Source organism: Oceanibaculum nanhaiense (assembly GCF_002148795.1).
Taxonomy (GTDB): domain Bacteria; phylum Pseudomonadota; class Alphaproteobacteria; order Oceanibaculales; family Oceanibaculaceae; genus Oceanibaculum; species Oceanibaculum nanhaiense.
The window spans coordinates 220,370-243,444 of record NZ_MPOB01000005.1; the positions used below are offsets into that span (position 1 = coordinate 220,370).

The 23,075-nt window shown below is 65.6% G+C and carries 25 protein-coding genes; 20 read left to right on the plus strand and 5 right to left on the minus strand.

Annotation, left to right across the window (positions count from 1 at the left end; translation table 11 throughout):
- Nucleotides 1-78 precede the first annotated feature (78 nt).
- Together gap and tkt are read right to left on the minus strand one after the other, a co-directional pair.
- On the minus strand, nucleotides 79-1,086 hold the full coding sequence (gene gap, locus BKM74_RS10750) for a type I glyceraldehyde-3-phosphate dehydrogenase (protein WP_086465715.1): 1,008 nt from the start codon (nucleotides 1,084-1,086) through the stop codon (nucleotides 79-81).
- Between the two features lie 36 nt (nucleotides 1,087-1,122).
- On the minus strand, nucleotides 1,123-3,114 hold the full coding sequence (gene tkt, locus BKM74_RS10755; RefSeq protein ID WP_086465716.1) for a transketolase: 1,992 nt from the start codon (nucleotides 3,112-3,114) through the stop codon (nucleotides 1,123-1,125).
- Nucleotides 3,115-3,332: 218 nt separating this feature from the next.
- Between tkt and BKM74_RS10760 the strand changes: the two genes are divergently transcribed.
- From BKM74_RS10760 to BKM74_RS10775, 4 genes are all read left to right on the plus strand, one after another.
- Entirely contained in the window at nucleotides 3,333-3,629 is a 297-nt protein-coding gene (locus BKM74_RS10760) for a DUF4164 family protein (protein WP_140056064.1), read from the plus strand.
- 2 nt (nucleotides 3,630-3,631) lie between these two features.
- A complete protein-coding gene (locus tag BKM74_RS10765) occupies nucleotides 3,632-3,982 on the plus strand; it encodes a cell division protein ZapA (RefSeq protein WP_086465718.1) in 351 nt (116 codons plus the stop codon).
- A gap of 203 nt (nucleotides 3,983-4,185) precedes the next feature.
- Nucleotides 4,186-4,791, plus strand: coding sequence for a 5-formyltetrahydrofolate cyclo-ligase (locus BKM74_RS10770; RefSeq protein ID WP_281251454.1), 606 nt, complete (start codon nucleotides 4,186-4,188; stop codon nucleotides 4,789-4,791).
- Nucleotides 4,792-4,808: 17 nt separating this feature from the next.
- Nucleotides 4,809-5,624: a TIGR00282 family metallophosphoesterase gene (locus BKM74_RS10775; RefSeq protein ID WP_086465720.1), complete on the plus strand. Its 816-nt coding sequence runs from the start codon at nucleotides 4,809-4,811 to the stop codon at nucleotides 5,622-5,624.
- Here BKM74_RS10775 and BKM74_RS10780 read toward each other — a convergent pair.
- Nucleotides 5,621-6,109: a hypothetical protein gene (locus BKM74_RS10780; protein ID WP_086465721.1), complete on the minus strand. Its 489-nt coding sequence runs from the start codon at nucleotides 6,107-6,109 to the stop codon at nucleotides 5,621-5,623. The genes BKM74_RS10775 and BKM74_RS10780 overlap by 4 nt on opposite strands.
- 288 nt (nucleotides 6,110-6,397) lie before the next feature.
- Between BKM74_RS10780 and BKM74_RS10785 the strand changes: the two genes are divergently transcribed.
- Genes BKM74_RS10785 through BKM74_RS10795 form a run of 3 tightly spaced genes read left to right on the plus strand, consistent with a single transcriptional unit; the run spans nucleotide 6,398 to nucleotide 9,485 of the window.
- Nucleotides 6,398-6,832 carry a PadR family transcriptional regulator gene (locus tag BKM74_RS10785; protein ID WP_245825909.1) on the plus strand — a complete coding sequence of 145 codons (435 nt, stop codon included), beginning with the start codon at nucleotides 6,398-6,400 and terminating at the stop codon, nucleotides 6,830-6,832.
- 46 nt (nucleotides 6,833-6,878) lie between these two features.
- Nucleotides 6,879-8,201: an NAD(P)-binding domain-containing protein gene (locus BKM74_RS10790; protein ID WP_086465863.1), complete on the plus strand. Its 1,323-nt coding sequence runs from the start codon at nucleotides 6,879-6,881 to the stop codon at nucleotides 8,199-8,201.
- 33 nt (nucleotides 8,202-8,234) lie between these two features.
- Nucleotides 8,235-9,485, plus strand: a complete 1,251-nt coding sequence (locus tag BKM74_RS10795; protein WP_086465722.1) for an MFS transporter — start codon at nucleotides 8,235-8,237, stop codon at nucleotides 9,483-9,485.
- Nucleotides 9,486-9,489: 4 nt separating this feature from the next.
- On the opposite strand, the gene BKM74_RS10800 is transcribed toward BKM74_RS10795, so the two are convergent.
- Nucleotides 9,490-9,972 (minus strand): hypothetical protein, encoded by a 483-nt coding sequence (locus tag BKM74_RS10800; RefSeq protein ID WP_086465723.1) that lies wholly within the window; start codon nucleotides 9,970-9,972, stop codon nucleotides 9,490-9,492.
- A gap of 69 nt (nucleotides 9,973-10,041) precedes the next feature.
- The gene (locus BKM74_RS10805; RefSeq protein ID WP_245825910.1) at nucleotides 10,042-10,527 is read right to left on the minus strand and encodes a response regulator; all 486 of its coding nucleotides are present in this window, start codon (nucleotides 10,525-10,527) and stop codon (nucleotides 10,042-10,044) included.
- A 403-nt stretch (nucleotides 10,528-10,930) separates the two neighbouring features.
- On the opposite strand from BKM74_RS10805, the gene BKM74_RS10810 reads away from it, so the two are divergent.
- From BKM74_RS10810 to ftsH, 13 genes are all read left to right on the plus strand, one after another.
- Nucleotides 10,931-11,680 (plus strand): YebC/PmpR family DNA-binding transcriptional regulator, encoded by a 750-nt coding sequence (locus BKM74_RS10810; protein ID WP_086465725.1) that lies wholly within the window; start codon nucleotides 10,931-10,933, stop codon nucleotides 11,678-11,680.
- 23 nt (nucleotides 11,681-11,703) lie between these two features.
- Nucleotides 11,704-12,225, plus strand: coding sequence for a crossover junction endodeoxyribonuclease RuvC (ruvC, locus tag BKM74_RS10815; protein ID WP_086465726.1), 522 nt, complete (start codon nucleotides 11,704-11,706; stop codon nucleotides 12,223-12,225).
- Nucleotides 12,222-12,875 (plus strand): Holliday junction branch migration protein RuvA, encoded by a 654-nt coding sequence (gene ruvA / locus BKM74_RS10820; protein ID WP_086465727.1) that lies wholly within the window; start codon nucleotides 12,222-12,224, stop codon nucleotides 12,873-12,875. Before ruvC ends, ruvA begins: the two co-directional genes overlap by 4 nt.
- Nucleotides 12,872-13,936, plus strand: a complete 1,065-nt coding sequence (ruvB, locus tag BKM74_RS10825) for a Holliday junction branch migration DNA helicase RuvB (protein ID WP_086465728.1) — start codon at nucleotides 12,872-12,874, stop codon at nucleotides 13,934-13,936. The genes ruvA and ruvB overlap by 4 nt, the downstream gene beginning before the upstream one ends.
- Entirely contained in the window at nucleotides 13,929-14,420 is a 492-nt protein-coding gene (ybgC, locus tag BKM74_RS10830) for a tol-pal system-associated acyl-CoA thioesterase (RefSeq protein WP_086465729.1), read from the plus strand. Before ruvB ends, ybgC begins: the two co-directional genes overlap by 8 nt.
- Nucleotides 14,421-14,433: 13 nt before the next feature.
- Nucleotides 14,434-15,165, plus strand: coding sequence for a protein TolQ (gene tolQ, locus BKM74_RS10835; protein WP_086465730.1), 732 nt, complete (start codon nucleotides 14,434-14,436; stop codon nucleotides 15,163-15,165).
- Nucleotides 15,166-15,168: 3 nt separating this feature from the next.
- Nucleotides 15,169-15,618 (plus strand): protein TolR, encoded by a 450-nt coding sequence (tolR, locus tag BKM74_RS10840; RefSeq protein WP_086465731.1) that lies wholly within the window; start codon nucleotides 15,169-15,171, stop codon nucleotides 15,616-15,618.
- A gap of 44 nt (nucleotides 15,619-15,662) precedes the next feature.
- Nucleotides 15,663-16,697, plus strand: a complete 1,035-nt coding sequence (locus BKM74_RS18740; protein WP_176342490.1) for an energy transducer TonB — start codon at nucleotides 15,663-15,665, stop codon at nucleotides 16,695-16,697.
- A 65-nt stretch (nucleotides 16,698-16,762) separates the two neighbouring features.
- Nucleotides 16,763-18,052 carry a Tol-Pal system beta propeller repeat protein TolB gene (tolB, locus tag BKM74_RS10855; RefSeq protein ID WP_086465864.1) on the plus strand — a complete coding sequence of 430 codons (1,290 nt, stop codon included), beginning with the start codon at nucleotides 16,763-16,765 and terminating at the stop codon, nucleotides 18,050-18,052.
- 181 nt (nucleotides 18,053-18,233) lie between these two features.
- Nucleotides 18,234-18,734: a peptidoglycan-associated lipoprotein Pal gene (gene pal / locus BKM74_RS10860; RefSeq protein WP_140056067.1), complete on the plus strand. Its 501-nt coding sequence runs from the start codon at nucleotides 18,234-18,236 to the stop codon at nucleotides 18,732-18,734.
- A gap of 209 nt (nucleotides 18,735-18,943) precedes the next feature.
- Nucleotides 18,944-19,906 (plus strand): tol-pal system protein YbgF, encoded by a 963-nt coding sequence (gene ybgF, locus BKM74_RS10865; RefSeq protein WP_176342491.1) that lies wholly within the window; start codon nucleotides 18,944-18,946, stop codon nucleotides 19,904-19,906.
- On the plus strand, nucleotides 19,897-21,066 hold the full coding sequence (tilS, locus tag BKM74_RS10870; RefSeq protein WP_086465735.1) for a tRNA lysidine(34) synthetase TilS: 1,170 nt from the start codon (nucleotides 19,897-19,899) through the stop codon (nucleotides 21,064-21,066). Before ybgF ends, tilS begins: the two co-directional genes overlap by 10 nt.
- A gap of 77 nt (nucleotides 21,067-21,143) precedes the next feature.
- Nucleotides 21,144-23,075 (plus strand): ATP-dependent zinc metalloprotease FtsH, encoded by a 1,932-nt coding sequence (gene ftsH / locus BKM74_RS10875; RefSeq protein WP_086465736.1) that lies wholly within the window; start codon nucleotides 21,144-21,146, stop codon nucleotides 23,073-23,075.

Here is a 23,075-nt window from a genome sequence, read left to right on the forward strand (position 1 = left end):
CGCCGCCGCTTCCATTCAGGCAAACAAAAAGGCCGCGTCCGGGAACGCGGCCTTTTTCGTACTCGATGTCCAACCGGACTAGATCAGCTTGGCGATGGCGCCGGCCGTATCCAGCATGCGGTTGGAGAAGCCCCATTCATTATCGTACCAGCTCATCACGCGGACCAGCTTCTTCTCGATCACCTTGGTCTCACCGAGATCGACGGTCGAGCTGTTCGGGCAATGGTTGAAATCGATGGAGACCAGCTTCTCGGTGTTGGTCTCCAGGATGCCCTTCAGCTTGCCGGCAGCGGCGGCGGTGATCGCCTTGTTCACTTCCTCGACGCTGGTCTCGCGCTTGGCGATGAACTTGAAGTCGATGACCGAGACATTGGCGGTCGGCACGCGGATCGAGGTGCCGTCCAGCTTGCCGGCCAGTTCCGGCAGCACGAGGCCAACGGCCTTGGCGGCACCGGTCGAGGTCGGGATCATCGACATGGCGGCCGCACGGGCGCGGTGCAGATCCTTGTGCAGCGTATCGACCGTGTTCTGGTCGCCGGTATAGGCGTGGATCGTGGTCATGAAGCCGGATTCGATGCCGATCGCCTCATGCATCACCGCCGCGACCGGGGCCAGGCAGTTGGTGGTGCAGGACGCGTTCGAGACGATGACGTGATCCTTGGTCAGCTTGTCGTGGTTCACGCCATAGACGACCGTAATGTCGGCGCCGGTGGCGGGGGCCGAGATCAGCACGCGCTTGGCACCGGCCGTCAGGTGCATCGCGGCCTTTTCCTTGTCGGTGAAGATGCCGGTGCACTCGAAGGCGATATCGACGCCGAGTTCCTTCCAGGGCAGCTTCGACGGGTCACGCTCGGCAGTCACCTTGATCTTGCCGGTGCCGAGATCCATCCAGTCATCACCGGTGGTCACGGTGCCGGGGAAGCGGCCATGCACCGAATCGTAGCGCAGCAGATGCGCATTCGCCTCGACCGGACCGAGATCGTTGATCGCCACGACCTGCAGATCCTTGCGGCCGCTTTCATGCAGGGCGCGAAGCACCAGACGGCCGATGCGGCCGAAACCGTTGATTGCCACACGAGTAGCCATTTATTCCTCCAAACGCGAACGGATAGGGTTCGTCTTCTAGATACGGGCTTTCGCCGCTGCTACAACCGCTTCCGCGGTAATGCCGAAATGCTTGTACAGCTGGGGTGCCGGGGCGGAGGCGCCGAAACCGGTCATGCCGATAAAGCAACCCTTCTCGCCCAGATAACGTTCCCAGCCGAAGCCGATGGCCGCTTCCACGGCGATGCGCGGGCCGTCGCCTAGCACCTGCTGGCGGTAGGCCTCGTCTTGCGCGTCGAACAGCTCGCAGCACGGCATGGAGACGACGGCGGCAGCGATGCCCTCGGCCTTCAGCGTGTCGCGGGCGGCCAGCGCGATCTCCACCTCGGAGCCGGTGGCGATCAGCGTCACCTGGCGCTTGCCCTCGGCCTCGGCCAGCACATAGCCGCCCTTGGCCGACAGGTTCTCGGCGGTGTGCGTGGTGCGCACGGTCGGCAGGCCCTGGCGGGTCAGGCTGAGGACCGAGGGCGTGCCCTCGCTCTGCAGCGCGATCTGCCAGCATTCGGCGGTCTCCACCGTGTCGGCCGGGCGGAACACATAGAGGTTCGGCATGGCGCGCAGCGCCGCCAGATGTTCGACCGGCTGGTGCGTCGGGCCGTCCTCGCCCAGGCCGATGGAATCATGCGTCATGATGTAGAGGACGCGCAGCCCCATCAGCGCTGACAGGCGGATCGCCGGGCGGCAGTAATCGGTGAACACCATGAAGGTGCCGCCGAACGGGATGATGCCGCCATGCAGGGCAAGGCCGTTCATCGCGGCGGCCATGCCATGTTCGCGGATGCCATAGTGGATATAGCTGCCTGCATAGTCGCCGGCCTTGATGATGGCGGCTTCCTTGGCCTTGGTGTTGTTCGAGCCGGTCAGGTCGGCGGAGCCGCCGATCAGTTCCGGCAACACCGGGGCCAGCGCGTCGATCACATGCTGCGAGGACATGCGGGTGGCGATCTTCGGCTGCTGTTCGGCGGTCTGCTTCTTGAAGGCTTCAACCGCCTGGTCGAAGCCGCCGGGCAGGCGCCCGGCCAGAACGCGCTCCAGCTCCTCGCGCTTCTCGCTGCCCAGCTCGTCCACCTGCTCCTGCCAGCCCTTGCGGGCGGCGGCACCGCGCTGGCCGATTTCGCGCCAGGCGGTCAGGATGTCCTCGGGAATCTCGAAGGGCGCATGGGTCCAGCCCAGCGCCGCGCGGGTGCCCTCGATCTCCTCCGCGCCCAGCGGCGATCCGTGGGTGGCGGCGCTGCCCTGCTTCTTCGGCGCGCCATAGCCGATGATGGTCTTGCAGGCGATCAGCGACGGGGTGTCGGTCTTGCGCGCTTGTGTGATGGCGGCTTCGATGGCGGCGGGGTCATGCCCGTCCACCGCCTGTACGTCCCAGCCGGCGGCCTTGAAGCGGCCCTGCTGGTCTTCCGAGGTGGAGAGGCTGGTCGGGCCATCGATGGAAATGCCGTTATCGTCGAACAGCACGATCAGCTTGGACAGCTTCAGATGCCCGGCCAGCGTGATCGCTTCCTGGCTGATGCCCTCCATCAGGCAGCCATCGCCGGCGATCACATAGGTGAAGTGATCGACAATAGGATCGCCGAAGCGGGCGTTCAGGATGCGCTCACCCAGCGCGAAGCCGACCGCGGTGGCGATGCCCTGGCCCAGCGGGCCGGTGGTGGTCTCGATGCCCGGCGCATGGCCATATTCGGGATGACCGGCGGTCATGCTGCCCAGCTGACGGAAATTCCGGATCTGCTCGATCGTCATTTCCGGATAGCCGGTGAGATAGAGCAGGCTGTAGAGCAGCATCGAGCCATGGCCCGCCGACAGCACGAAGCGGTCGCGGTCCGGCCAGCGCGGATCGGCGGCGTCGAATTTCAGGAATTTCGAATACAGCACCGTCGCCACATCGGCCATGCCCATCGGCATGCCGGGGTGGCCGGATTTCGCCGCTTCGACGGCATCCATCGACAGGGCGCGGATGGCGTTGGCCATCTGCTTGTGCGGAACGGGCAGGCTGGTCTGTGCGGTCATGACGGTGCCACGCGGTTCAAATATAGAGAAACGCCGCACCCCGGCGCTTCCGGGGGCGATCTGGTCGGGCGGGTGGAAAATGCCGCCGGGCGGCCCCTCCGTCAACCCGCCATAGTGCAGGGCAGGCCATCGCGCGGCTTATTTATTAGCGGTTCCGATTCCGCATTGCGGGGTGCCCATGGCGGTTCGGTTGACGGGTGCCGTGGTGCGTGCCTATCTTGCGCAAGCTAATTTGGCAGGAACTCTCGCGGGAATCGCCCATCATCATGAAGGAAGCGCCGACCCTGGATATGGCACTGGAGCGGCTGGCGCAGGCCGTGGCCCGGCTGGAATCCGCCCTGGCGCGGCGCGGCGGTGCCGCCCTTTCGGCGGAAGTTGGCGAGGGTTCGGCGGAGCTGCAGCGCGCGCTGGACGATGCGCGGGCCGAATATGCCAAGCTTTCCGAGGTGACGGGGCTGGTCTCGCAACGGCTGGACCGCACCATCAACCGGCTGAAACTGGTTCTGGAGAAATAGGCGTGGCGTCTGTCGAGGTCTCCATCAACGGTCGGTTCTACCGCATCGCCTGCGAGGATGGGCAGGAACAGCGCCTGATTCGCCTTGCCGGATCGGTGGACGAAAAGGTTTCTTCCCTCGTCGAACAGGTCGGGCAGGTCGGCGATACCCGCCTGCTGGTCATGGCCAGCCTGCTGATTGCCGACGAACTGGATGACGCGAAACACGGTAATGGCCATGCTAATGGCGGGGCAAATGGCGGCCCGAATGTCGGTTCTGTGCCGGATCCGGCACAGAATCAGGCGGCCATCGCGGCGCTGTCTGCCCTGGCCGAACGCATTGAGCATATTGCCGATAGCCTCGAGAGCGCCTAGATACTGAAGCGGGCGCCTGCTGCGCGGTGCGATATGGTCGCTTTATGTCCCCGGGCCCAATGCTTATCTCCAGGGAACTGCCTCTGTCGGAGCCGTGGCTCCATTATGCGGTGCCCACCTGCGTTGCAGGGCTAGGAGGACGAGCAAATGACCGACGGCCGAGGCGGGGGCGCCCACCTTTCTTTTTCCCGGCCATGCTGAACATGGCGGGGGATATACCGGCGCAGAAAGCCGGTTTGCGCGCGATGGCGAAGCAACGCCGCGCTGTCGCGCAGGCGGCCAACCCTGATACCGGGACGCGGATCGCGGCGAATCTGCTGCAGGCCGTTTCTCTGCCAATGACCGCCATCGTTTCCGGCTATCATGCGATGGGCGACGAGGCCGATCCGCTGCCCGCCCTGCTGGCGCTGGCGGCGGGCGGCTACTCCCTGTGCCTGCCGGTGACGCCGAAGCGCGGCCTGCCGCTCTCCTTCCGGCTGTGGCGGCCGGGCGACGCGCTGGAACCGGGAGTCTGGGGCATCCCCGCCCCGCCGGCCACGGCGCCGGAGGTGGAGCCCGACGTGCTGCTGGTGCCGCTGCTGGCGTTCGACTGTGAAGGCTATCGCCTGGGTTATGGCGGTGGCTATTACGACCGCACGCTGGCGGCCCTGAGGGGGAGGGGGCGCGACAAGACGGCGGTGCTGGCCATCGGCATCGCCTATGCCGGGCAGGAGGTCGAGAGCGTGCCGCGCGAGGAAACCGACCAGCGGCTGGACTGGATCGTGACCGAACAGGGCGCGATCCGGACCGATGGCCGGACCGACGGATAAACGGAAAGAGAGTAGAGATGCGTTTGCTGTTTCTGGGCGATGTGGTGGGCCGGCCCGGCCGGGATGCCATCGCCGCCCATCTGCCGGGGTTGCGGCGGGATCTGAAGCTGGATTTCGTCGTCATCAATGGCGAGAACGCGGCCGGCGGGTTCGGCATCACCCAGAAGATCTGCGAGGAATTCTACGCGCTGGGCGCCGATGTGGTGACCACCGGCAACCATGCCTGGGACCAGCGCGAGACACTGTCCTACATCAACACCGATCCGCGCCTGCTGCGCCCGGTCAATTACCCGCCGGGGGCGCCGGGCAAGGGCGGGCATGTCTATGCCACGCAGTCCGGCCGGAAAGTACTGGTGGTGAACGTCATGGGCCGTCTGTTCATGGACCCGCTGGACGATCCGTTCCAGGCGGTGTCGCGGGAACTGGCGCGCAATGTGCTGGGTGGCGGCGTGCAGGCGGTGATCGTCGATATGCATGCCGAGGCGACCAGCGAGAAGATGGCGATGGGACATTTCTGCGATGGCCGTGCCTCGCTGGTGGTCGGCACCCACAGCCATGTGCCGACGGCGGACGCGCAGGTGCTGCCGGGCGGCACCGCCTACCAGACCGATGCCGGCATGTGCGGCGATTACGACAGCGTCATTGGCATGCGCAAGGATATCGCTGTTGCCCGTTTCGTGCGTAAGCTGCCGGGCGAGCGGCTGGAGCCGGGATCGGGCGAGGGCACGCTGTGCGGCGTGTTCGTCGAGACTGACGACCGGAGCGGCCTGGCGAAAAGCGTGCAGCCGGTTCGCATGGGCGGGCGTCTGGCGCCGGCGCTGCCGGCGCTCTAGCGCTTCAGGGCGATCTGGGCCAGCCCGTCCACCACCTGCTTGGCCGTGTCGTCTCCTTCGCCCCGCAGGCGCTGGTTGATGACGACCTTCAGCGCGTCGATATGCAGCTTCACGATGGGCGGTTCCAGCGCATCGGGCGATTTCAGCGCGGTGAGGTACTTGCACAGGATGTCGCCGATCTGGGTGACCAGCGGGAAACCGAAGCTGCCGCCCTCTCCGCGCATGTCGTGGGATATCTCGAACATATCGTGCAGCGCCTCGGCTCGCTCCTCACCCTGCGCCCGGTCATAGGCGACCATCAGGCGGGTGAGGTTGGTCTGGGCATGGCCGGTATAGTCGGTCTTGTCCTGCACCTTCTTCGCGGCGGTTTCCGCCTTCCGCAGCGTGTCGTTGCCTAGAGCCTGCTTGCCACCCACCATCTCGCGCAGCTTGTTCCTTGGCTGGATGACCTCATGGGTCTTGCCGCTCGGCTTGTCTCCGGTCATTTGTGGTCCCCACCATATTTCTGCTTATTCCATAAATTTTAGGCATTTTCGGGCACTTTGGCGATAGCCGAAGCGGCGGCCCGTGATTCTGGCGGCCGGGGAGGCAAGGGCGATTCAGTCTGAATAACACTCGTGAATCTGTTGTCATTCAAAATAACAACTTGTAGGCTGTGAGCCTTGCTTCTCATCTCCCTGACTTTGGCCGCCCGTTCCGACGGGCGGCCTTTTTTCTGGGCTCCGGTCGGGAAGCCTCTTGACCCATTGAGGGTCGATGGGTAGGTTTTTGTTATGCCTAGCCCCTCGATGCATAACAACAGCCTCGCCGCGCGCCCGGCCACCGATTATACCAGCCCGGATTACTGGAACGGGCTGATCAAGATGGGCCTGTCGAAATTCTTCATCCTGTGTGTGCTCTACAAGCAGCCGCTGCACGGCTATGAGATCGCCAAGCGGGTGGAGAGCGTGACGCGCGGCTGCTGTTCGCCGGGCGAGGGGACAATCTATCCGGTGTTGCGCGATTTCGAGGCGGGCGGCTATGTCACCGTCGAGACGGAAATCGTGCAGGGCCGCGAACGCAAGGTCTATGCGCTGACGGATCTGGGACGCGAGGCCTTCCGGGTCGCGGTCGGCTCCTGGATGGGGGTGACCCGCTGCCTGCAGGAAAGCCACGAGATGCTGGTGCGCGATGCTACGGCCGAGGTGCAGGGAGCCTGCCGGCCGTAAAAAATTTTGCCCTTGATACATTGCCCTTCGATGCATGGAGATCGAGATGTCACATTTGGGTAAAGAGCCAGTCCTGCCGGTCGTAGTGATCGGTGCCGGTCCGGTCGGGCTTGCCGCCGCCGCCCGTCTCGTGGAGCGCGGCCTGCCTTTCCTGGTGCTGGAGGCGGGCCCGGTGGCCGGCGACAGCGTGCGGCGCTGGCAGCATGTGCGCATGTTCTCGCCCTGGCGGTTCAACATCGACCGGGCGGCACGGGCGCTGCTGCAGGCGTCGGGCTGGACTCCGCCGCCGCAGAACGAGCTGCCGACCGGCGGCGATCTGGTCGGGCGCTATCTGGAGCCGCTGGCGGCACTGCCGCAGATAGCACCTTTTCTGCGCTTCGGCGCCCGGGTCGTGTCGTTAGGGCGCGAGGCGCTGGACAAGGCGGTGGATGCCGGCCGTGCCGAAACGCCTTTCGCGGTCGAGATTGTCCTGGCGGATGGCCGCCGCGAGACTGTCCGGGCACGCGCGGTGATCGATGCCAGCGGCACCTGGACCGCGCCGAACCCGATGGGGGCGGGCGGCTATTCGGCGGCAGGCGAGGCGCGTTTCGCCTGCCGCATCACCTATGGCATCCCGGATGTGAAGGGGCAGGACAGGGCGCGATATGCCGGCCGGCGGGTGCTGGTGGTTGGCGGTGGGCATTCCGCGATCAATGTCGTGCTGGACCTGCTGGCGCTGAAGGAAACCGAGCCGGAAACCGCGATCTCCTGGGCGGTCCGTCGGGCCGACCCGCAGCGGCTGTTCGGCGGGGGCGCGGCCGATGCGCTGCCGGCACGGGGTGAACTGGGCACGAACGCGCGTCAGGCCATCGAGGCCGGCATGGTGACGCTGCTTGCGCCGTTCCGGGCGACCGACATCGCTGCCGCGCCTGAGGGCGGGCTGCTGGTCTCGGGCTCAGGGCGTGAGGTCCCCGTGGACGAGATCGTGGTGACAACCGGCTTCCGCCCGGACCTGTCGTTCCTGCGCGAGATTCGTCTGGGCATCGATCCGGCGCTGGAATGCGCAACGGCGCTGGCGCCGCTGATCGACCCGAACATTCACAGCTGCGGCACGGTCCGGCCGCATGGCGCGGCGGAACTGGCGCATCCGGAGCCGGGATTCTACATCGCCGGGATGAAGAGCTATGGCCGCGCGCCGACCTTCCTGCTGGCTACCGGCCACGAGCAGGTACGCTCCATCGTTGCCGCGCTCGCCGGGGATATGGCGGCGGCGGCGAAGGTAGAGCTGGACTTGCCGGAAACCGGTGTCTGCTCTGCACAACCGACGAATCGCGATGACATCCGCATTGCCGATACTGCGGTAAAGTGCTGTGCTCCCGCCAAGGTCTAGACCACTACTCCCGCGCCGCAGGCCGATGACATCATGACCGCCTCCTCCTTGCCGCCATCGGCCACCGGTCTCGGCCGCCAGGGCTGGATTCTCGTGCTGACCCTGGCCAGCGCGCAGCTCGTCTCCTGGGGATCGCTGTTCTACAGCTTCTCGCTGTTCGTCGTGCCGATGGAGCAGGATCTCGGATGGTCGCGCGCGTCGATCAACGGGGCGCTGTCGATCGGGCTGCTGGTCTCTGGCCTGACGGCGCTGCCGGTCGGCATCGCCATCGACCGCGGGCGGGCGCGGCTGGTGATGACGGTCGGGTCGCTGCTGGGGGCGGCGGTGCTCGCGATCTGGGCGGTGACGGACAGCATCTTCGTGTTCTATGCGATCTGGGCGCTGATGGGCGTGGCGCTGGCCTCGACGCTCTATGAGCCGGCCTTCGCCGTGCTCGCCGGCCGGCTGGGCGCGCGCTATCGCGCCGGCATCACGGCGATGACGCTGATCGGCGGGCTGGCCAGCACGGCCTTCATCCCGCTGACCCAGCTGATGATCGAGCTGTGGGGCTGGCGCGAGGCGCTGGTCGGGCTGGCGCTGTGGAACCTGCTGTTCTGCAGTGCGATCCATCTGTTCGTCCTGCGCGACCCGAATCGCAAATCTGCCCGGCAGCAGGATGTGCCTGAGACCAGGCAGGCAGCGAAACCTGCTGGCGGCAAGGCGCTGATGCGGCAGCTGATGGCGCTGCCGCGCTTCTGGGCGATGCTGATCGCCTTCGTGCTGTACAGCGCGCTGATCGCGGCGCTGCTGTTCCATCTGGTGCCGTTGATGATCGGGCGCGGCCTGCCGATGCCGGTGATCATCGGCGCCATGTCGGTGATCGGGCCGATGCAGGTGGCGGGGCGCATCGTGCTGATGAGCCTCGGCCGGCGCATGAGTTCGGCTGTCGCTGGGCGCATCGTGTTCTCGCTGATGGTGCTGGCGATGGCGGTGCTGTGGCTGCTGCCGACGACGGCGGCGGTGGCAATCGGCTTCTGTGCGCTCTATGGCACCGCCAATGGCGTCATGACCATCGTGCGCGCGACCATCGTGCCGGAACTGCTGACCAGCGAGGCCTATGCCACGGTGAACGGCGCGATGTACATGCCGGCAACGGTGGCGAAGGCGATTGCGCCTTTCGCGGCGGCGCTGCTGTGGGAATGGTCCGGCGGCTACGATGTGGTGCTGATGGTGCTGGTGATCCTGGCAGCCCTGTCGGCGCTGTCCTTCTGGCTGGCGGGGACGCCGGCACAGGCGGCGGAGTAGCTCCTCAGCGTTCCTCGCGAACCAGGGTTTCCAGACCTTCGGCGATCTGGATGCCGATGGCGTGGCCCTCGCCACTCATCTTGTTGTGCAGCACGGCGCGCAGCGCGTCGATATGGGCACGGACGATCTCAAGCTGCGTGTCTGTGGCGGTCTCCATGCCTTCGATGAAACGGCACAGCGAGCCGCCGATCCGGGTGATCAGCGGATAGTTGAAGTTCGAGCCCAGGCCGCGCAGATCGTGCGTCAGATTGTAGATGCGCTGGCTTTGCTCTTGTGCCTGGCTGCGGTCCGCCTTCATGGCCTGATAGGCAGTCTGCATCTCCTTCAGCGAAGGTTCGGCCTCCTTCGTGAGATCGATGGAGCCGGCCACCTTCTGCATCGCCGCCTCGGCCTTGGCCACGGCGGCGGTGCTGAGGCTGCGCGGGTCAGTGATGTACTGCTTCAGCTTGTTCGCTGGGTGGATGATTTCGATGTTCTTTTTCGCCATCGGCCCTGGCCCTGCGGTCTAGGCCCGGCAGTGCCGGGCGGAAGTTGGAATGATCGGATTTTATATATCCTAATTTTCGTCGGCACGCTTCTCCGGACCGTCGAATGGCATATTTTTTCGCCGCCGGTCCGGGCCGAAATAGCGGCCGGTGCGGATGAAGGGGCGGCGGTTGTTCACGATGGAGTTGATGCGTGCCAGCAGCGCCTTCGCGGTGACCGGCTTGGCGATAAACTCATCCACGCCGGCGTCGCGCGCCAGTTCCACCTTCGCGCGTTCGGTGTGCCCGGTCAGCATGATCACCGGAATGAAGGGGTCGGGGCTGTCGGGGCTGCTGCGCAGATAGCGGGTGAAGTCGATCCCGTCCATCGGCTCCATGTTCCAGTCGGTGATGACCAGATGGACCTCATTGTTGCGCATCTTTTCGAGCGCATGTTCGCCTTCGCGCGCCTCGATGAGGTTGCGAATGCCGATCGCCTCCATGATGGCACGCACCAGCGAGCGCATGTGCTGGTTGTCATCCACGATCATGACGTTGAGTTGATCGATCCTCGACATTAAATGGAGCCGTCCCCCGCCTGCGCCTCTTCAGATCGGCGCATTGTTCTGCTTTCTGTGCTGCCGTCCTGCGCTTCCGTCGTATCCCCTAGCCGGCGTGCCTTGGCAAGTCCCGAGGAAAAACCCCACACCCATCATTGTGCGCGGCGCTGGCCACAGCACCCGCTCTTTCGTTGGCCTGACTGTCGGCAGGCGGCTTCACTCTACAGAATTCTCTTGCATGGCGCATGGCATTTGTTAAGTCCAACAACGTCTTACCGGATGGCGTCTGCGCAAGCGGCCCCCGCAGGGCAAATCGGCTCGCCGCAAGGGTCGCGTTCATGCAGCGGTTCCGCGTGCGATAATCCACTACATCTGGTATAAACCAGCAACCTCTCGTTATCGAATCCCAGGACAGGCAGTCATGGCCGGCCATTCGCAATTCAAGAACATCATGCACCGCAAGGGCGCGCAGGACGCAAAGCGCGCCAAGCTTTTCACCAAGATCGCCCGCGAAATCACCACCGCGGCGAAGATCAGCGACGACCCGACGTCCAATCCCCGCCTGCGCGCGGCGATTGCGCTCGGTCGGGCGAACAACATGCCGAACGACAATATCAACCGTGCCATCAAGAAGGGCACGGGCGGCGATGGCGACACCGATTATGTCGAGATGCGCTACGAGGGCTATGGCCCCGGCGGCGTCGCCGTCATCGTCGAGGCGCTGACCGACAACCGCAACCGCACCGCCGCCGAGGTGCGGGCCGCCTTTTCCAAGCATGGCGGATCGCTGGGCGAGACCAATTCCGTGTCCTTCATGTTCGACCGGATCGGCCAGCTGATCTATCCGGTGAAGGTCGCCGATACCGACGCCATGTTCGAGGCGGCGCTGGAGGCCGGTGCGGAGAATGTGGAGTCGAGCGAGGAGACCCACGAGGTCACCTGCTCGCAGGAGGATTTCGCCGCCGTGCGCGATGCGCTGGAGGAGAAGTTCGGCGCGCCGCAGCAGGCAGGCCTGGTCTGGCGCCCGCAGAACAGCACACCGGTCGATGAGGAAAAGGCGACCTCGCTTTTGAAGCTGATCGATGTGCTGGAAGATAATGACGATGTGCAGAGCGTCGCGGCGAATTTCGAGATCCCCGACGATGTCATGGAAAAGCTGACGGCGGCCTGACCGGCGCCGGGTGGGAGCAGGCAATGCGGCTGATCGGCCTCGATCCGGGGCTGCGAAACACGGGCTGGGGCGTGATTGAGGCGGTGGGTACCCGCCTCATCCACGTCGCCAACGGCGTGGTGCGGTCCGATGCCGCCGGGGATATCGCCTCCCGCCTGCTGCAGCTCAACCGCGGCGTGATGGAAATCCTCGAACGCTATGCGCCGGACGAGGCGGCGATCGAGGAAACCTTCGTGAACAAGAACCCGGAATCCACGCTGAAGCTGGGCCTGGCGCGCGGTGCCGTCATACTGGCGCCGGCCAGCCTCGGCATTCCGGTCACCGAATATGCCCCGAACCGGGTGAAGAAAGCGGTGGTCGGCGCCGGTCACGCCGCGAAGGAACAGGTGCAGATGATGGTGAAGACGCTGCTGCCCGGCTCCAACGCTCTCGGTGCGGATGCGGCGGACGCGCTCGCGGTGGCCATCTGCCACGCGCATTTCCGCCAGACCGGATCGGTCTATGAGCGTGCGCTGGCCATGGCGCAGGGGGCGGGGCGCAGATGATCGCCAGGCTGCGTGGGCTGCTGGACAGCGCGGGGACCGATCACGCGGTGATCGATGTGAACGGCGTTGGCTATCTGGTCTTCGCGGCCGGGCGCACGCTGGACCGGCTGCCGAAGCCGGGCGAGCCGGTGACCTTGCTGATCGACACGCATGTCGGCGAGGATCACATCCGGCTTTACGGTTTCCTCGACGCCACCGAACGCGACTGGTTCCGCCTGCTGATGACGGTGCAGGGCGTTGGCGCGCGCGTCGCGCTGGCGATCCTGTCGGCGCTGACGCCGGACCAGATCGCCCAGGCCATCGCGGTGAACGACCCGAAGATGCTGGTCCGTGCCGACGGGGTGGGGCCGAAACTGGCCGCGCGCATTGTCAATGAGCTGAAGGACAAGACCGCGCATCTGTCGTTGGCCGCGCTGACATCCGGCAAGGCGGACGGCGGCAAGGCGGAGGGCGGCAAGCCTGCCAACGGCGCCGCTGCTCCCGCCGGCAGTATTGAGGGGGCGGCCGGCGATGCGGTTTCCGCCCTGGTCAATCTGGGCTATGGCCGCACCGAGGCGTTCGCTGCCGTGATGAAGGCAATGCGGAATCTTGGCGAGGGCGCTGAATTGCAGGCGCTGATCCCGGCGGCGCTGAAGGAGCTGGCGGCATGATCGACAGCCCGGACCGCATCGTCTCGCCCGAGGCGGAGGGTGTGGAGACGCAGGACAATACGCTGCGCCCGCTGGTCCTGGAGGATTTCGTCGGCCAGAAGCCGGTGCGCGAGAATCTCGCCATTTTCATCGAGGCGGCGCGCGGCCGCGGCGAGGCGCTGGACCATGTGCTGTTCGCCGGGCCGCCCGGCCTCGGCAAGACCACGCTGGCGCAGATCGTGGCGCGCGAGCTGGGGGTGAATTTCCGCGCCACCTCCGGCCCGGTTATCTCCAAGGCCGGCGATCTGGCGGCGCTGCTGACCAATCTGCAGCCGCGCGACGTGCTGTTCATCGACGAGATTCACCGCCTCAATCCCGCCGTGGAAGAAGTGCTCTATCCGGCGATGGAGGATTTCCAGCTCGATCTGATTATCGGCGAGGGGCCGGCGGCACGGTCGATCCGCATCGACCTGCAACCCTTCACGCTGGTCGCCGCGACCACGCGTTCCGGCCTTATCACCACCCCCTTGCGCGAACGGTTCGGCATCCCGCTGCGCCTCACCTTCTACGAGCCGGCGGAGCTGCGCCACATCGTCACGCGCGGCGCCGGCCTGCTGGGCATGGTTCTCACCGAGGATGGGGCGGAGGAAATCTCCCGCCGCTCGCGCGGTACGCCGCGGGTCGCCAACCGGCTGCTGCGCCGGGTCCGCGACATCGCCAGTGTGGCCGGGCTGGAAGCCGTCGACGCCAAGGCGGCGGACGCCGCGCTCACCCGGCTGGGGGTCGATACGCTGGGTCTCGATTCGCTGGACCGGCGCTATCTCTCGACGCTGGCGGACACCTATCTGGGCGGACCGGTCGGTGTCGAGACCATGGCCGCCGCGCTGGGCGAGCAGCGCGATGTGCTGGAAGAGGTGATCGAGCCTTATCTGATGCAGCAGGGGCTGGTGCAGCGCACGCCGCGCGGCCGCATGCTGGCGCCGCAGGGCTATCGCTATCTGGGGCTGGCGATGCCGCAGGACCGGCTGGCGCAGCTCGACCTGCTTGCCGCCGCCGAGACGGATGAGGGGCTGGATGGCTGATCCGGTTCCGTTCGCCGCTGCCTTCGTGGATGGGCCGGAAGGGCAGCGCTATCGCCTGCCCGTGCGCATCTATTACGAGGATACCGACGCCGGCGGCATCGTCTATCACGCCAATTATCTGCGCTATGCCGAGCGGGCACGCAGCGAGATGCTGCGCGCCATGGGCTTCGGCCAGGCGGCGCTGCGGGACGAGCACGGCGTCGCCTTCGCGGTGCGCGGCTGCACCATCGATTATATCGCCCCGGCGCGGCTGGACGACCTGCTCTGGGTCGAGACCCGCCTGCTGTCCGTCGGCGGCGCCACGATCGAGGCCGAGCAGTGCGTGGAACGCGAAGGAACGCTGCTCGTTCGGCTTCATATCCGCCTTGCCTGTCTGGGGAAGGGGTTGCGCCCGGCGCGGCTTCCCAAAGTGCTGCACCAGGCCCTGCAGGCATTGGTTCATCCAACTTCTGCCATCTTCCTCGTGACACTGCTCGCCAGCTAGGAGAGTGCGTTTAATGGAACCTACCGTCATCGATTCGATCGCTTTGGCCGGGTCTGTCGCCGATCACGACATGTCGCCGCTTGGCCTCTTCCTGCAGGCCGACTGGATCGTCAAGACCGTGATGCTGATGCTGGCCGTGGCGTCGCTCTGGTGCTGGGCGATCATCTTCGACAAGGTGATGACCCTGCGTAAATTGCGCCGGCTGGCCGGGCAGTTCGAGGAGAGCTTCTGGTCCGGCGGGTCGCTGGAGGATCTCTATGACCGCATCGGCAACCGTCCGTCCGACCCGATGGCCTCGATCTTTGCCGCCGCGATGCGCGAATGGCGGCGGTCGGCGGCCAAGGGGCTGACCGCCACCGGCCAGCTGCGCACCAGCCTGCGCAGCCGCATCGAGCAGGCGATGCACGTCACCATCGGCCGCGAGATGGAGCAGCTGGAAAAGCACATGCCGTTTCTTGCCTCGGTGGGATCGACGGCGCCGTTCATCGGGCTGTTCGGGACGGTGTGGGGCATCATGAACTCCTTCAGCTCCATCGCGGTGTCGAAGAACACCAGCCTTGCCGTCGTCGCCCCCGGTATCGCCGAGGCGCTGTTCGCCACGGCGCTGGGCCTGGTCGCGGCGATCCCGGCGGTGCTGGCCTACAACAAGCTGTCCAACGATCTCGGCAAATATGCCGCGCGGCTGGAGGCTTTCGGCGCCGAGTTCAGCTCCATCCTGTCGCGCCAGCTCGACGAGGGGGAGTGACCGATGGGGGCGAAGCTGGGCAATGGCGGTGGCGTCGGGCGGCGTAATAATGGCCGCTACATGCCGATGAGCGAGATCAACGTGACGCCCTTCGTGGATGTCATGCTGGTGCTGCTGATCGTGTTCATGGTGACCGCACCGCTACTGACGGTCGGCGTGCCGGTCGATCTGCCGAAGACCCAGGCGTCGCAGCTGAGCGACCAGGTCGAGCCGCTGGTGGTGACGGTGAACGCCGAAGGCCGGCTGTTCATCCAGGAGACCGAAACGGAAGCTGGGCAGCTTGTGCCGCGCCTGCAGGCGATCACGCAGAACAAGCCGGATACCAGGATTTATGTGCGCGGCGACCAGGCGATCAATTATGGCCGGGTGATGGAGGTGATGGGGCTGATCAATTCGGCCGGCTTCACCAAGGTCGCCCTGATTGCCGAAATGCCGCAGGAAGGCCGGCGCTGACCGGCAGCTATGACAGGTAAGTGTGACGGGCAAGTGTAGAGAAAATGCGTAAGGGTCTCGCCCTATCAGTCGCATTCCATGGTGCGATCGTCCTGTTCGCCTGGTTCGGCCTGCCGAACCTGATGCGGGAGGACCGTGTCATCGACGAGCCTGTCGTGGTCGATGTCGTGACCCTGTCCCAGCTGGCGAATCCGCCGATGCCGACCGTCGCACCGACGCCGGAGCCGCCGGTGAAGCCGGTTGCCCCGACCCCCGTCGCGCAGGCACCAGCGCCGACACCGGCCCCGCCGCCGCCACCTCCGCCTCCGCCACCGCCAGCAGCGCAACCGGCCCCGCCGCCGCCGGCCCCGGCGCCGACACCGCCGAAGCCGGCCCCCGCGGCGCAGCCCGTACCGGCACCCGCGCCGACACCAGCGCCCGAACCAAAGCCCGAGATCGCCAAGGCGGTGGAGCCTAAGCCGGAGCCTGTGAAGACGGCCGAACCGAAGCCGGAGACGCCACCACCGCCGAAGCCGGTGGCAAAACCCGCGCCGCCCAAGGTGAAACCGGTCGAGACCAAGCAGGAGCCGGAGAAGAAGCCGGAGCCGAAACAGGAAAACCGGCTGGCCTCGTTGCTGTCCAGCGTGAACAAGATGCGCGACCAGGTGCCGACTGAAGAGACCAAGCCGCGCCCGCAGCGCCCGCAACCGCAGCAGGCGGCGCCCGCCGTGCCGCAGCCTGAGCGTGCGCAGCCGACCAACCGGCTGAACGATCCGTCGCGCGACCTGTCGGCCAGCGAGCTGGATGCGGTGCGCCAGCAGATTGCGCAATGCTGGAACGTGCCGGCCGGCGCGCGTTATGCCGAGGAACTGATTGTTGACATATTTGTCGTGATGAATGCCGATGCGACGGTCCGTGAGGCCCGCATCGTCAACAGCGGCAGGATGGGCAGCGACCCGTTTTATCGCTCGGCGGCGGAGAGTGCCCTGCGTGCCGTCTTGAATCCGCGTTGCAGCCCGCTCAAGCTGCCGCGCGACAAGTTTGAGGTTTGGAAGACCATGACCTTGAGCTTCAACCCAAGGGAAATGTTGGCCCCATGATTGTTTCAGGGATTGCTTCAGGCAGCACCATCGGTCGGTTCGTCACCGCCACTCTCGCGATCTGCATGCTGGTATTGGGCACCGCCCTGCCGGCTGTCGCCGAATTGCGCATCGACATCACGCGCGGCGTGACCGAGCCGATGCCCATCGCGATCACCGATTTCCAGGGCGAGGGGCAAAGTGTCGATGTCGGGCGTGACATCGCCAGGGTCGTGGCGGCCGATCTGGAGCGCTCCGGCCTGTTCCGTCCGCTCGACAGGCAGGCTTTCATCCAGACCGCGGCTTCCGCGCAGCAGCAGCCGCGTTTCGCCGACTGGCGGGTGATTGGCGCGCAGGCGCTGGTCAGCGGTTCGGCGGTGCTGCAGCCGGATGGGCGGCTGAAGGTCGAATTCCGGCTGTGGGATGTGTTCGCCGAAGAACAGATGACCGGTCTTGCCTACTACACCGTGCCGGCGAACTGGCGTCGCGTTGCGCATATCGTGGCTGACGCCATCTACAAGCGCATCACCGGCGAGGATGGCTATTTCGACACCCGCGTCGTCTATATAGCCGAAAGCGGTCCGCAGAACCGGCGCAAGAAGCAGCTCGCCATCATGGACCAGGATGGCGCCAACCACCGGTTCCTGACCGACGGCAATGTGCTGGTGCTGACCCCGCGCTTCTCGCCGACGCTGCAGGAAATCACCTACCTCGCCTATTTCAACAACAAGCCGCGTGTCTATCTGCTGAACATCGACACCGGCCAGCAGGAAGTGCTGGGCGACTTCCCGGGCATGACCTTCGCGCCGCGTTTCTCGCCTGACGGCAATGCGGTCATCATGAGCATGGCGCGCAATGGCAATTCCGACATCTATGCGATGGATCTGCGCACCCGCAAGGTGCAGCGGCTGACCAACGATCCGTCGATCGACACCTCGCCATCCTATGCGCCGGACAGCAGGCAGGTGGTGTTCAACTCCGACCGGGGCGGCTCGCAGCAGCTCTATGTGATGGACGGGGATGGCGGAAATGTGCGGCGGATCAGCTTCGGCGAGGGCCGCTATGCGACCCCGGTCTGGTCGCCGCGTGGCGATCTGATTGCCTTCACCAAGATGAATCGTGGCCGCTTCTATATCGGCGTGATGCGGCCGGACGGCAGCGGCGAGCGGCTGCTGACGGAAAGCTTCCTGGATGAGGGGCCAACCTGGGCGCCGAACGGCCGTGTGCTGATGTTCTTCCGCCAGACTCCGACCGACTCCCGGGGGCAGGGTGGTGTCGTGCGATTGTACTCAATCGACCTGACCGGACAGAATTTGCGCGAGGTCGTTACACCGATCGATGCGTCGGATCCCGCTTGGTCCCCCTTGATTCCTTGAAATTACACAATTATATTGCGCCCGTCGGTGTAGGGCTAGGGTTCCTACGGGAAAGGCTGTAAGCTGGAACGAATATGGAAGGTATACTTCCATCTGAGACTGATACCAGCAATCAAGTAGACACCCACGAAACCGTTCTTTCCCCTAATCTTTGGGATTGCGTTCGCGGAGGGCGAAAATAATGCGTACAAAAATTCTTGGTGTTTTTGCAGCACTGCTCCTGGTTGCTGCTTGCGAAACTGCTCCGGAGACTGGTGCTGCTGCTGGCGGTACCGGCGCGAGCACTGGTTCGGGTGTTGCTACGACTCAGCCGGCCGGCCCCCGTGCGGGCTCTCAGGAGGATCTGGTCGTCAATGTTGGCGACCGTGTCTTCTTCGATTTCGACAAGTACAACGTCCGCGCCGACCAGCGCGGTCAGGTCGAGAAGTGGGCTGCCTGGCTGAAGCGTAACCCGTCGGTGCGTGTCACCGTCGAGGGTCACGCTGACGAGCGCGGCACCCGCGAGTACAACTTGGGTCTTGGCGAGCGTCGCGCCAATTCGGTGAAGGACGCGCTGGTCGCGCTCGGCATCGATGCGGGCCGCCTGACCACGGTCAGCTATGGTAAGGAGCGTCCGGCCGTTCTCGGCTCGAACGACGCCGCCTGGGCGCAGAATCGCCGCGGCGTGCTGGTGGTCAACTAACCACCTGCGCCTTCGAGGTTGAATGGGGCGTCGATCCGGCAGGAGCTGGATCGGCGCCTTATTTTTGCCGTTGGCGCCACCGAAGCTGAAAACATCCTGCGGCTAAATCGCAGGGTGAAGACGAAATGGGGAGTGCGATGATCCAGAACCGCCATTCGCATCCGGCCCGCCCTTTCGGCGTTGCGCTGTCTGACGCTGTATGGGGGACGATGCTCGTTCTGCTCGTGGGCCTGGTGGTATTGCTGCCGGTCGCCGTGCAGGCGCAGGATCGTGACATGCGCTCGCTGATCGACCAGGTCGGCCGGCTGCAGCAGGATCTTTCCGACCTCCAGCGCCATGTCTATCGCGGCGAGCGCCCCAGTGGGGGCGCTGCGGGAAGCGTGCCGCCCGCCGTTGGCGGGGCCGAGGGGCAGGCAATCTCCACGCTGCATTTCCGATTGACCGATCTCGAGGCGCGGATGGCCGAGCTGACCGGCCGGATCGAGGAGGCGAGCTATGCGACCCAGCGCCTCAATGACCGGATGGAGAAGCTGTCCAGCGATATCGATTTCCGGCTGATCCGGCTGGAGGAGAGGACGGCCGCGGGCGAGGGCGCCTCGGCGCCGGCGTCGCAGGCCCCGGGGCAGGCCCCGGAAAAGCCGGGTGCAACGGCAAATCGGGCTCCCGGCGGCGAGGCGGTCGATGACCGTGGTCCGAAGACTCTTGGCACGCTGCCGCAATCGGCGGTGAATGGCGGTGCCGAGGCGAACCGACCGGCCCAGCAGCAGGCGGCACTGCCGGCCGATGCGTCGCCCCGGGATGTCTATGACCAGGCGTTCCAGACGCTGGTGCGCCAGGATTTCCCGACAGCCGAACAGCAGTTCAAGAGCTTCCTCGACAAGCACAAGAACCATGAGCTTGCCGGCAATGCGCAATATTGGCTGGCGGAAACCTATTATGTGCGCGGCCAGTTCGAGCAGGCGGCGGTGGCGTTTGCCGAGGGGTTCCAGAAATACCCGAAGAACGCCAAGGCGCCGGATAATCTGCTGAAGATGGGCCTGTCGCTGTCCAACCTGAACCGCAAGCAGGATGCCTGCGTCGCCTTCAGCGAGCTGACGAAGCAATATCCCAACGCCGCGCAGAGTGTTAAGCGCCGCGCCGAGCTGGAGCGCCAGAAGCTGAAATGCCCGTAAGCGGGCTGGAACAGCTTTTTTCCGATAGTCTCGACCGGCTGGGCGGTTTCGAACCAGCCCCAAGGCTCGCCGTGGCGCTGTCCGGCGGCGCTGACAGCCTGGCCTTGATGCTGCTGGCGCAGGACTGGGCGCGCCGTCGCGGCGGCACCGCCATCGGCCTGACCGTGGATCACCGGCTGCGGTCGGAATCGGCGGATGAGGCCCGGCAGATCGCGGCGTGGCTGGCGGCCCGGGATATTCCCCATCGCATTCTTGTCTGGCAGGGCGAAAAACCGCAGGCCGGTCTGCAGGCCGCGGCGCGGGCCGAACGCTATCGCTTGCTGGAAGAGTATTGCGCGGCGGCGGGTGTGCTGCACCTGCTGCTCGCCCATCATGCCGAAGACCAGGCGGAAACGCTGGCCCTGCGACAGGAGGCCGGCAGCGGCCCGTCCGGACTGGCCGGCATGGCGGCCATTGTGGAGCGGCCCTTCTGCCGGCTGCTGCGGCCGCTGCTGACATTCCCTAGGCAGGAACTGCGCCACTATCTGCGGGAAGCCGGGCAGCCCTGGATCGAGGACCCCTCCAATCGCGATGCGCGTTTCGCGCGCGTTCGCGTCCGTCAGGCGCTGGCCGGGGATCCGGCGCGTCAGGCGGCGCTGCTGGCCGATGCTGCCCGCTATGGACAGCAACGCCGCGAACAGGATCGTGCCGTGGCCAGGCTGCTGGCGCGCGCCGTGCTGGCCCAGGGGGATCATCACGACGACCTCGACATCACGCTCGATCGGATTCTCCTGACTGACGCCCCGCCGGAAGTCGGCCGCCAGGCGCTGGTGCGCTGCCTGATGCATGTCGGCGGCCAGCCCTATGCGCCCCGGCTGGCGCGGCTGGACCGGCTGTGGCGGAAATTGTGCACCGGCCCGCTGGCGCGGCAGGCCACCCTTGGCGGCTGTCTGCTGCGTCCGGTATCGCGCGGAGGGCAGGACAAAATTCGTCTGGTGCGGGAAACCGCGCGGTCGCGCGTGGAACCGCTTGAAGGCCACGGCATTCTCCCCCATTTGAATAGTTCAAGATTGCGGCTTGGCCTGCCTGACGCGGGCGCGATTTATCCCTATCCGGCTACCCATCCGTTGGCCGGTGCGGATTTTGCGGTTGCGGAGCCGGCGCTGAGCGTTATCTCATGAGGGTGCTGAAAAGCACTATGATGGGGATGGAGCCGGCTGGTACAGCCCGCATGCGCCTATTTGAGGATGGCTAGGTCGTGAATAATTTCGGTAAGAATCTTGCACTCTGGGTCATTATCGGCGTCCTGCTGGTGGCGCTGTTCAACCTGTTCCAGAGTTCGTCCACCCGGACGCCCTATTCCAGCCTCGCCTTTTCCGACTTCATGAACGAGGTCGAGAACGGTCAGGTGCGTGACGTCACCGTTCAGGGCAACACCCTCAGCGGCCACTTCACCGATGGCCGGGCCTTCAACACCGTGACGCCGCCGAATGACCCGAACATGGTCACCAGCCTGCGCGAACACGGCGTGCGCATCAATGTGCAGCCGCCGGAAGAAGGCATGTCCGGCCTGCTCGGTATTCTGATCTCCTGGTTCCCGATGCTGCTGTTCATCGGCGTGTGGATTTTCTTCATGCGCCAGATGCAGGGCGGTGGCGGCCGCGCCATGGGCTTCGGCAAGTCCAAGGCGAAGCTGCTGACGGAAAAGACCGGCCGCGTGACCTTCGAGGATGTGGCCGGCATCGACGAAGCCAAGATGGAGCTGGAGGAGATCGTCGAATTCCTGCGCGATCCGCAGAAGTTCCAGCGCCTCGGCGGCAAGATTCCGAAAGGCTGTCTGCTGGTCGGCCCTCCGGGTACCGGTAAGACATTGCTGGCCCGCGCCATTGCCGGCGAGGCCAATGTGCCGTTCTTCACCATCTCCGGCTCGGATTTCGTCGAAATGTTCGTCGGCGTCGGCGCCAGCCGTGTGCGCGACATGTTCGAGCAGGGCAAGAAGAACGCGCCCTGCATCATCTTCATCGACGAGATCGACGCTGTCGGTCGTCATCGCGGCGCCGGCCTCGGCGGCGGCAATGACGAGCGCGAGCAGACGCTGAACCAGCTGCTGGTCGAGATGGACGGCTTCGAGGCCAATGAGGGCGTGATCCTGATCGCCGCCACCAACCGGCCGGACGTGCTGGACCCGGCGCTGCTGCGCCCGGGCCGCTTCGACCGCCAGGTGGTGGTGCCGAACCCGGACGTGCTGGGCCGCGAGAAGATCCTGAAGGTCCATATGCGCAAGGTGCCGCTGGCTGGCGATGTCGATGCCCGCATCATTGCGCGCGGCACGCCCGGCTTCTCCGGTGCCGATCTCGCCAATCTGGTGAATGAGGGCGCGCTGATGGCCGCTCGCCGCGGCAAGCGCGTCGTCGGCATGGCCGAATTCGAGGCCGCCAAGGACAAGGTGATGATGGGAGCGGAGCGCCGTTCCATGATCATGACCGACGAGGAAAAGAAGCTGACTGCCTATCACGAGGGCGGCCATGCCATCGTGGCACTGCATTGCCCGGAGAGTGACCCGATCCACAAGGCCACCATCATCCCGCGTGGCCGGGCGCTCGGCATGGTCATGCGCCTGCCGGAAGGCGATCGCATCTCGGTTTCCAAAGCCAAGCTGCTGGACGACCTGAAGGTCGCCGCCGGTGGCCGAATCGCCGAGGAGCTGATCTTCGGTGAGGAAAAGATCACCACCGGCGCGTCGTCGGACATCAAGATGGTCTCCGACGTGGCGCGGCGCATGGTCACCGAATGGGGCATGAGCGAGAAGCTCGGCTTCCTCGCCTATGAAGCGCCGGAGCAGGAAGTGTTCCTGGGCCACTCCGTGGCGCAGCGCAAGCCGGTGTCGGACGCGACCTCGAAGGTGATCGACGACGAGATCCGCCGCATCGTGGACGATACCTATGCCGATGCCCGCAAGACCCTGACCGCGCATCTCGACGATCTGCACACGCTGGCCAAGGGGCTGCTGGAGTACGAGACCCTGTCCGGCGAGGAGATCAAGGCGCTGCTGGCCGGACAGCCGATCGTGCGCGATACCGGCGAGGATGGCGGCAGCAAGCCGGGCGGGCGGCGTACTTCCGTGCCCACCACCGACAGCGGCGGTGCCGCACCCGGCGGGTTGGAGCCGGAACCCCAGCCCGGCGCCTGA

Bases quoted from the DNA above. Each gene is read 5' to 3' on its own strand.
- ruvB (WP_086465728.1), top strand. From the start codon at position 12,872: ATGATCGACAGCCCGGACCGCATCGTCTCGCCCGAGGCGGAGGGTGTG.
- BKM74_RS10785 (WP_245825909.1), top strand. From the start codon at position 6,398: ATGCCTAGCCCCTCGATGCATAACAACAGCCTCGCCGCGCGCCCGGCC.
- BKM74_RS18740 (WP_176342490.1), top strand. From the start codon at position 15,663: ATGCGTAAGGGTCTCGCCCTATCAGTCGCATTCCATGGTGCGATCGTC.
- ruvC (WP_086465726.1), top strand. From the start codon at position 11,704: ATGCGGCTGATCGGCCTCGATCCGGGGCTGCGAAACACGGGCTGGGGC.
- ybgF (WP_176342491.1), top strand. From the start codon at position 18,944: ATGCTCGTTCTGCTCGTGGGCCTGGTGGTATTGCTGCCGGTCGCCGTG.
- tolB (WP_086465864.1), top strand. From the start codon at position 16,763: ATGCTGGTATTGGGCACCGCCCTGCCGGCTGTCGCCGAATTGCGCATC.
- ruvA (WP_086465727.1), top strand. From the start codon at position 12,222: ATGATCGCCAGGCTGCGTGGGCTGCTGGACAGCGCGGGGACCGATCAC.
- tilS (WP_086465735.1), top strand. From the start codon at position 19,897: ATGCCCGTAAGCGGGCTGGAACAGCTTTTTTCCGATAGTCTCGACCGG.
- ybgC (WP_086465729.1), top strand. From the start codon at position 13,929: ATGGCTGATCCGGTTCCGTTCGCCGCTGCCTTCGTGGATGGGCCGGAA.
- BKM74_RS10770 (WP_281251454.1), top strand. From the start codon at position 4,186: ATGGCGGGGGATATACCGGCGCAGAAAGCCGGTTTGCGCGCGATGGCG.
- tolQ (WP_086465730.1), top strand. From the start codon at position 14,434: ATGGAACCTACCGTCATCGATTCGATCGCTTTGGCCGGGTCTGTCGCC.
- BKM74_RS10795 (WP_086465722.1), top strand. From the start codon at position 8,235: ATGACCGCCTCCTCCTTGCCGCCATCGGCCACCGGTCTCGGCCGCCAG.
- BKM74_RS10780 (WP_086465721.1), bottom strand. From the start codon at position 6,109: ATGACCGGAGACAAGCCGAGCGGCAAGACCCATGAGGTCATCCAGCCA.
- tkt (WP_086465716.1), bottom strand. From the start codon at position 3,114: ATGACCGCACAGACCAGCCTGCCCGTTCCGCACAAGCAGATGGCCAAC.
- BKM74_RS10775 (WP_086465720.1), top strand. From the start codon at position 4,809: ATGCGTTTGCTGTTTCTGGGCGATGTGGTGGGCCGGCCCGGCCGGGAT.
- BKM74_RS10790 (WP_086465863.1), top strand. From the start codon at position 6,879: ATGTCACATTTGGGTAAAGAGCCAGTCCTGCCGGTCGTAGTGATCGGT.
- BKM74_RS10800 (WP_086465723.1), bottom strand. From the start codon at position 9,972: ATGGCGAAAAAGAACATCGAAATCATCCACCCAGCGAACAAGCTGAAG.
- gap (WP_086465715.1), bottom strand. From the start codon at position 1,086: ATGGCTACTCGTGTGGCAATCAACGGTTTCGGCCGCATCGGCCGTCTG.
- BKM74_RS10805 (WP_245825910.1), bottom strand. From the start codon at position 10,527: ATGTCGAGGATCGATCAACTCAACGTCATGATCGTGGATGACAACCAG.
- tolR (WP_086465731.1), top strand. From the start codon at position 15,169: ATGGGGGCGAAGCTGGGCAATGGCGGTGGCGTCGGGCGGCGTAATAAT.
- BKM74_RS10810 (WP_086465725.1), top strand. From the start codon at position 10,931: ATGGCCGGCCATTCGCAATTCAAGAACATCATGCACCGCAAGGGCGCG.
- pal (WP_140056067.1), top strand. From the start codon at position 18,234: ATGCGTACAAAAATTCTTGGTGTTTTTGCAGCACTGCTCCTGGTTGCT.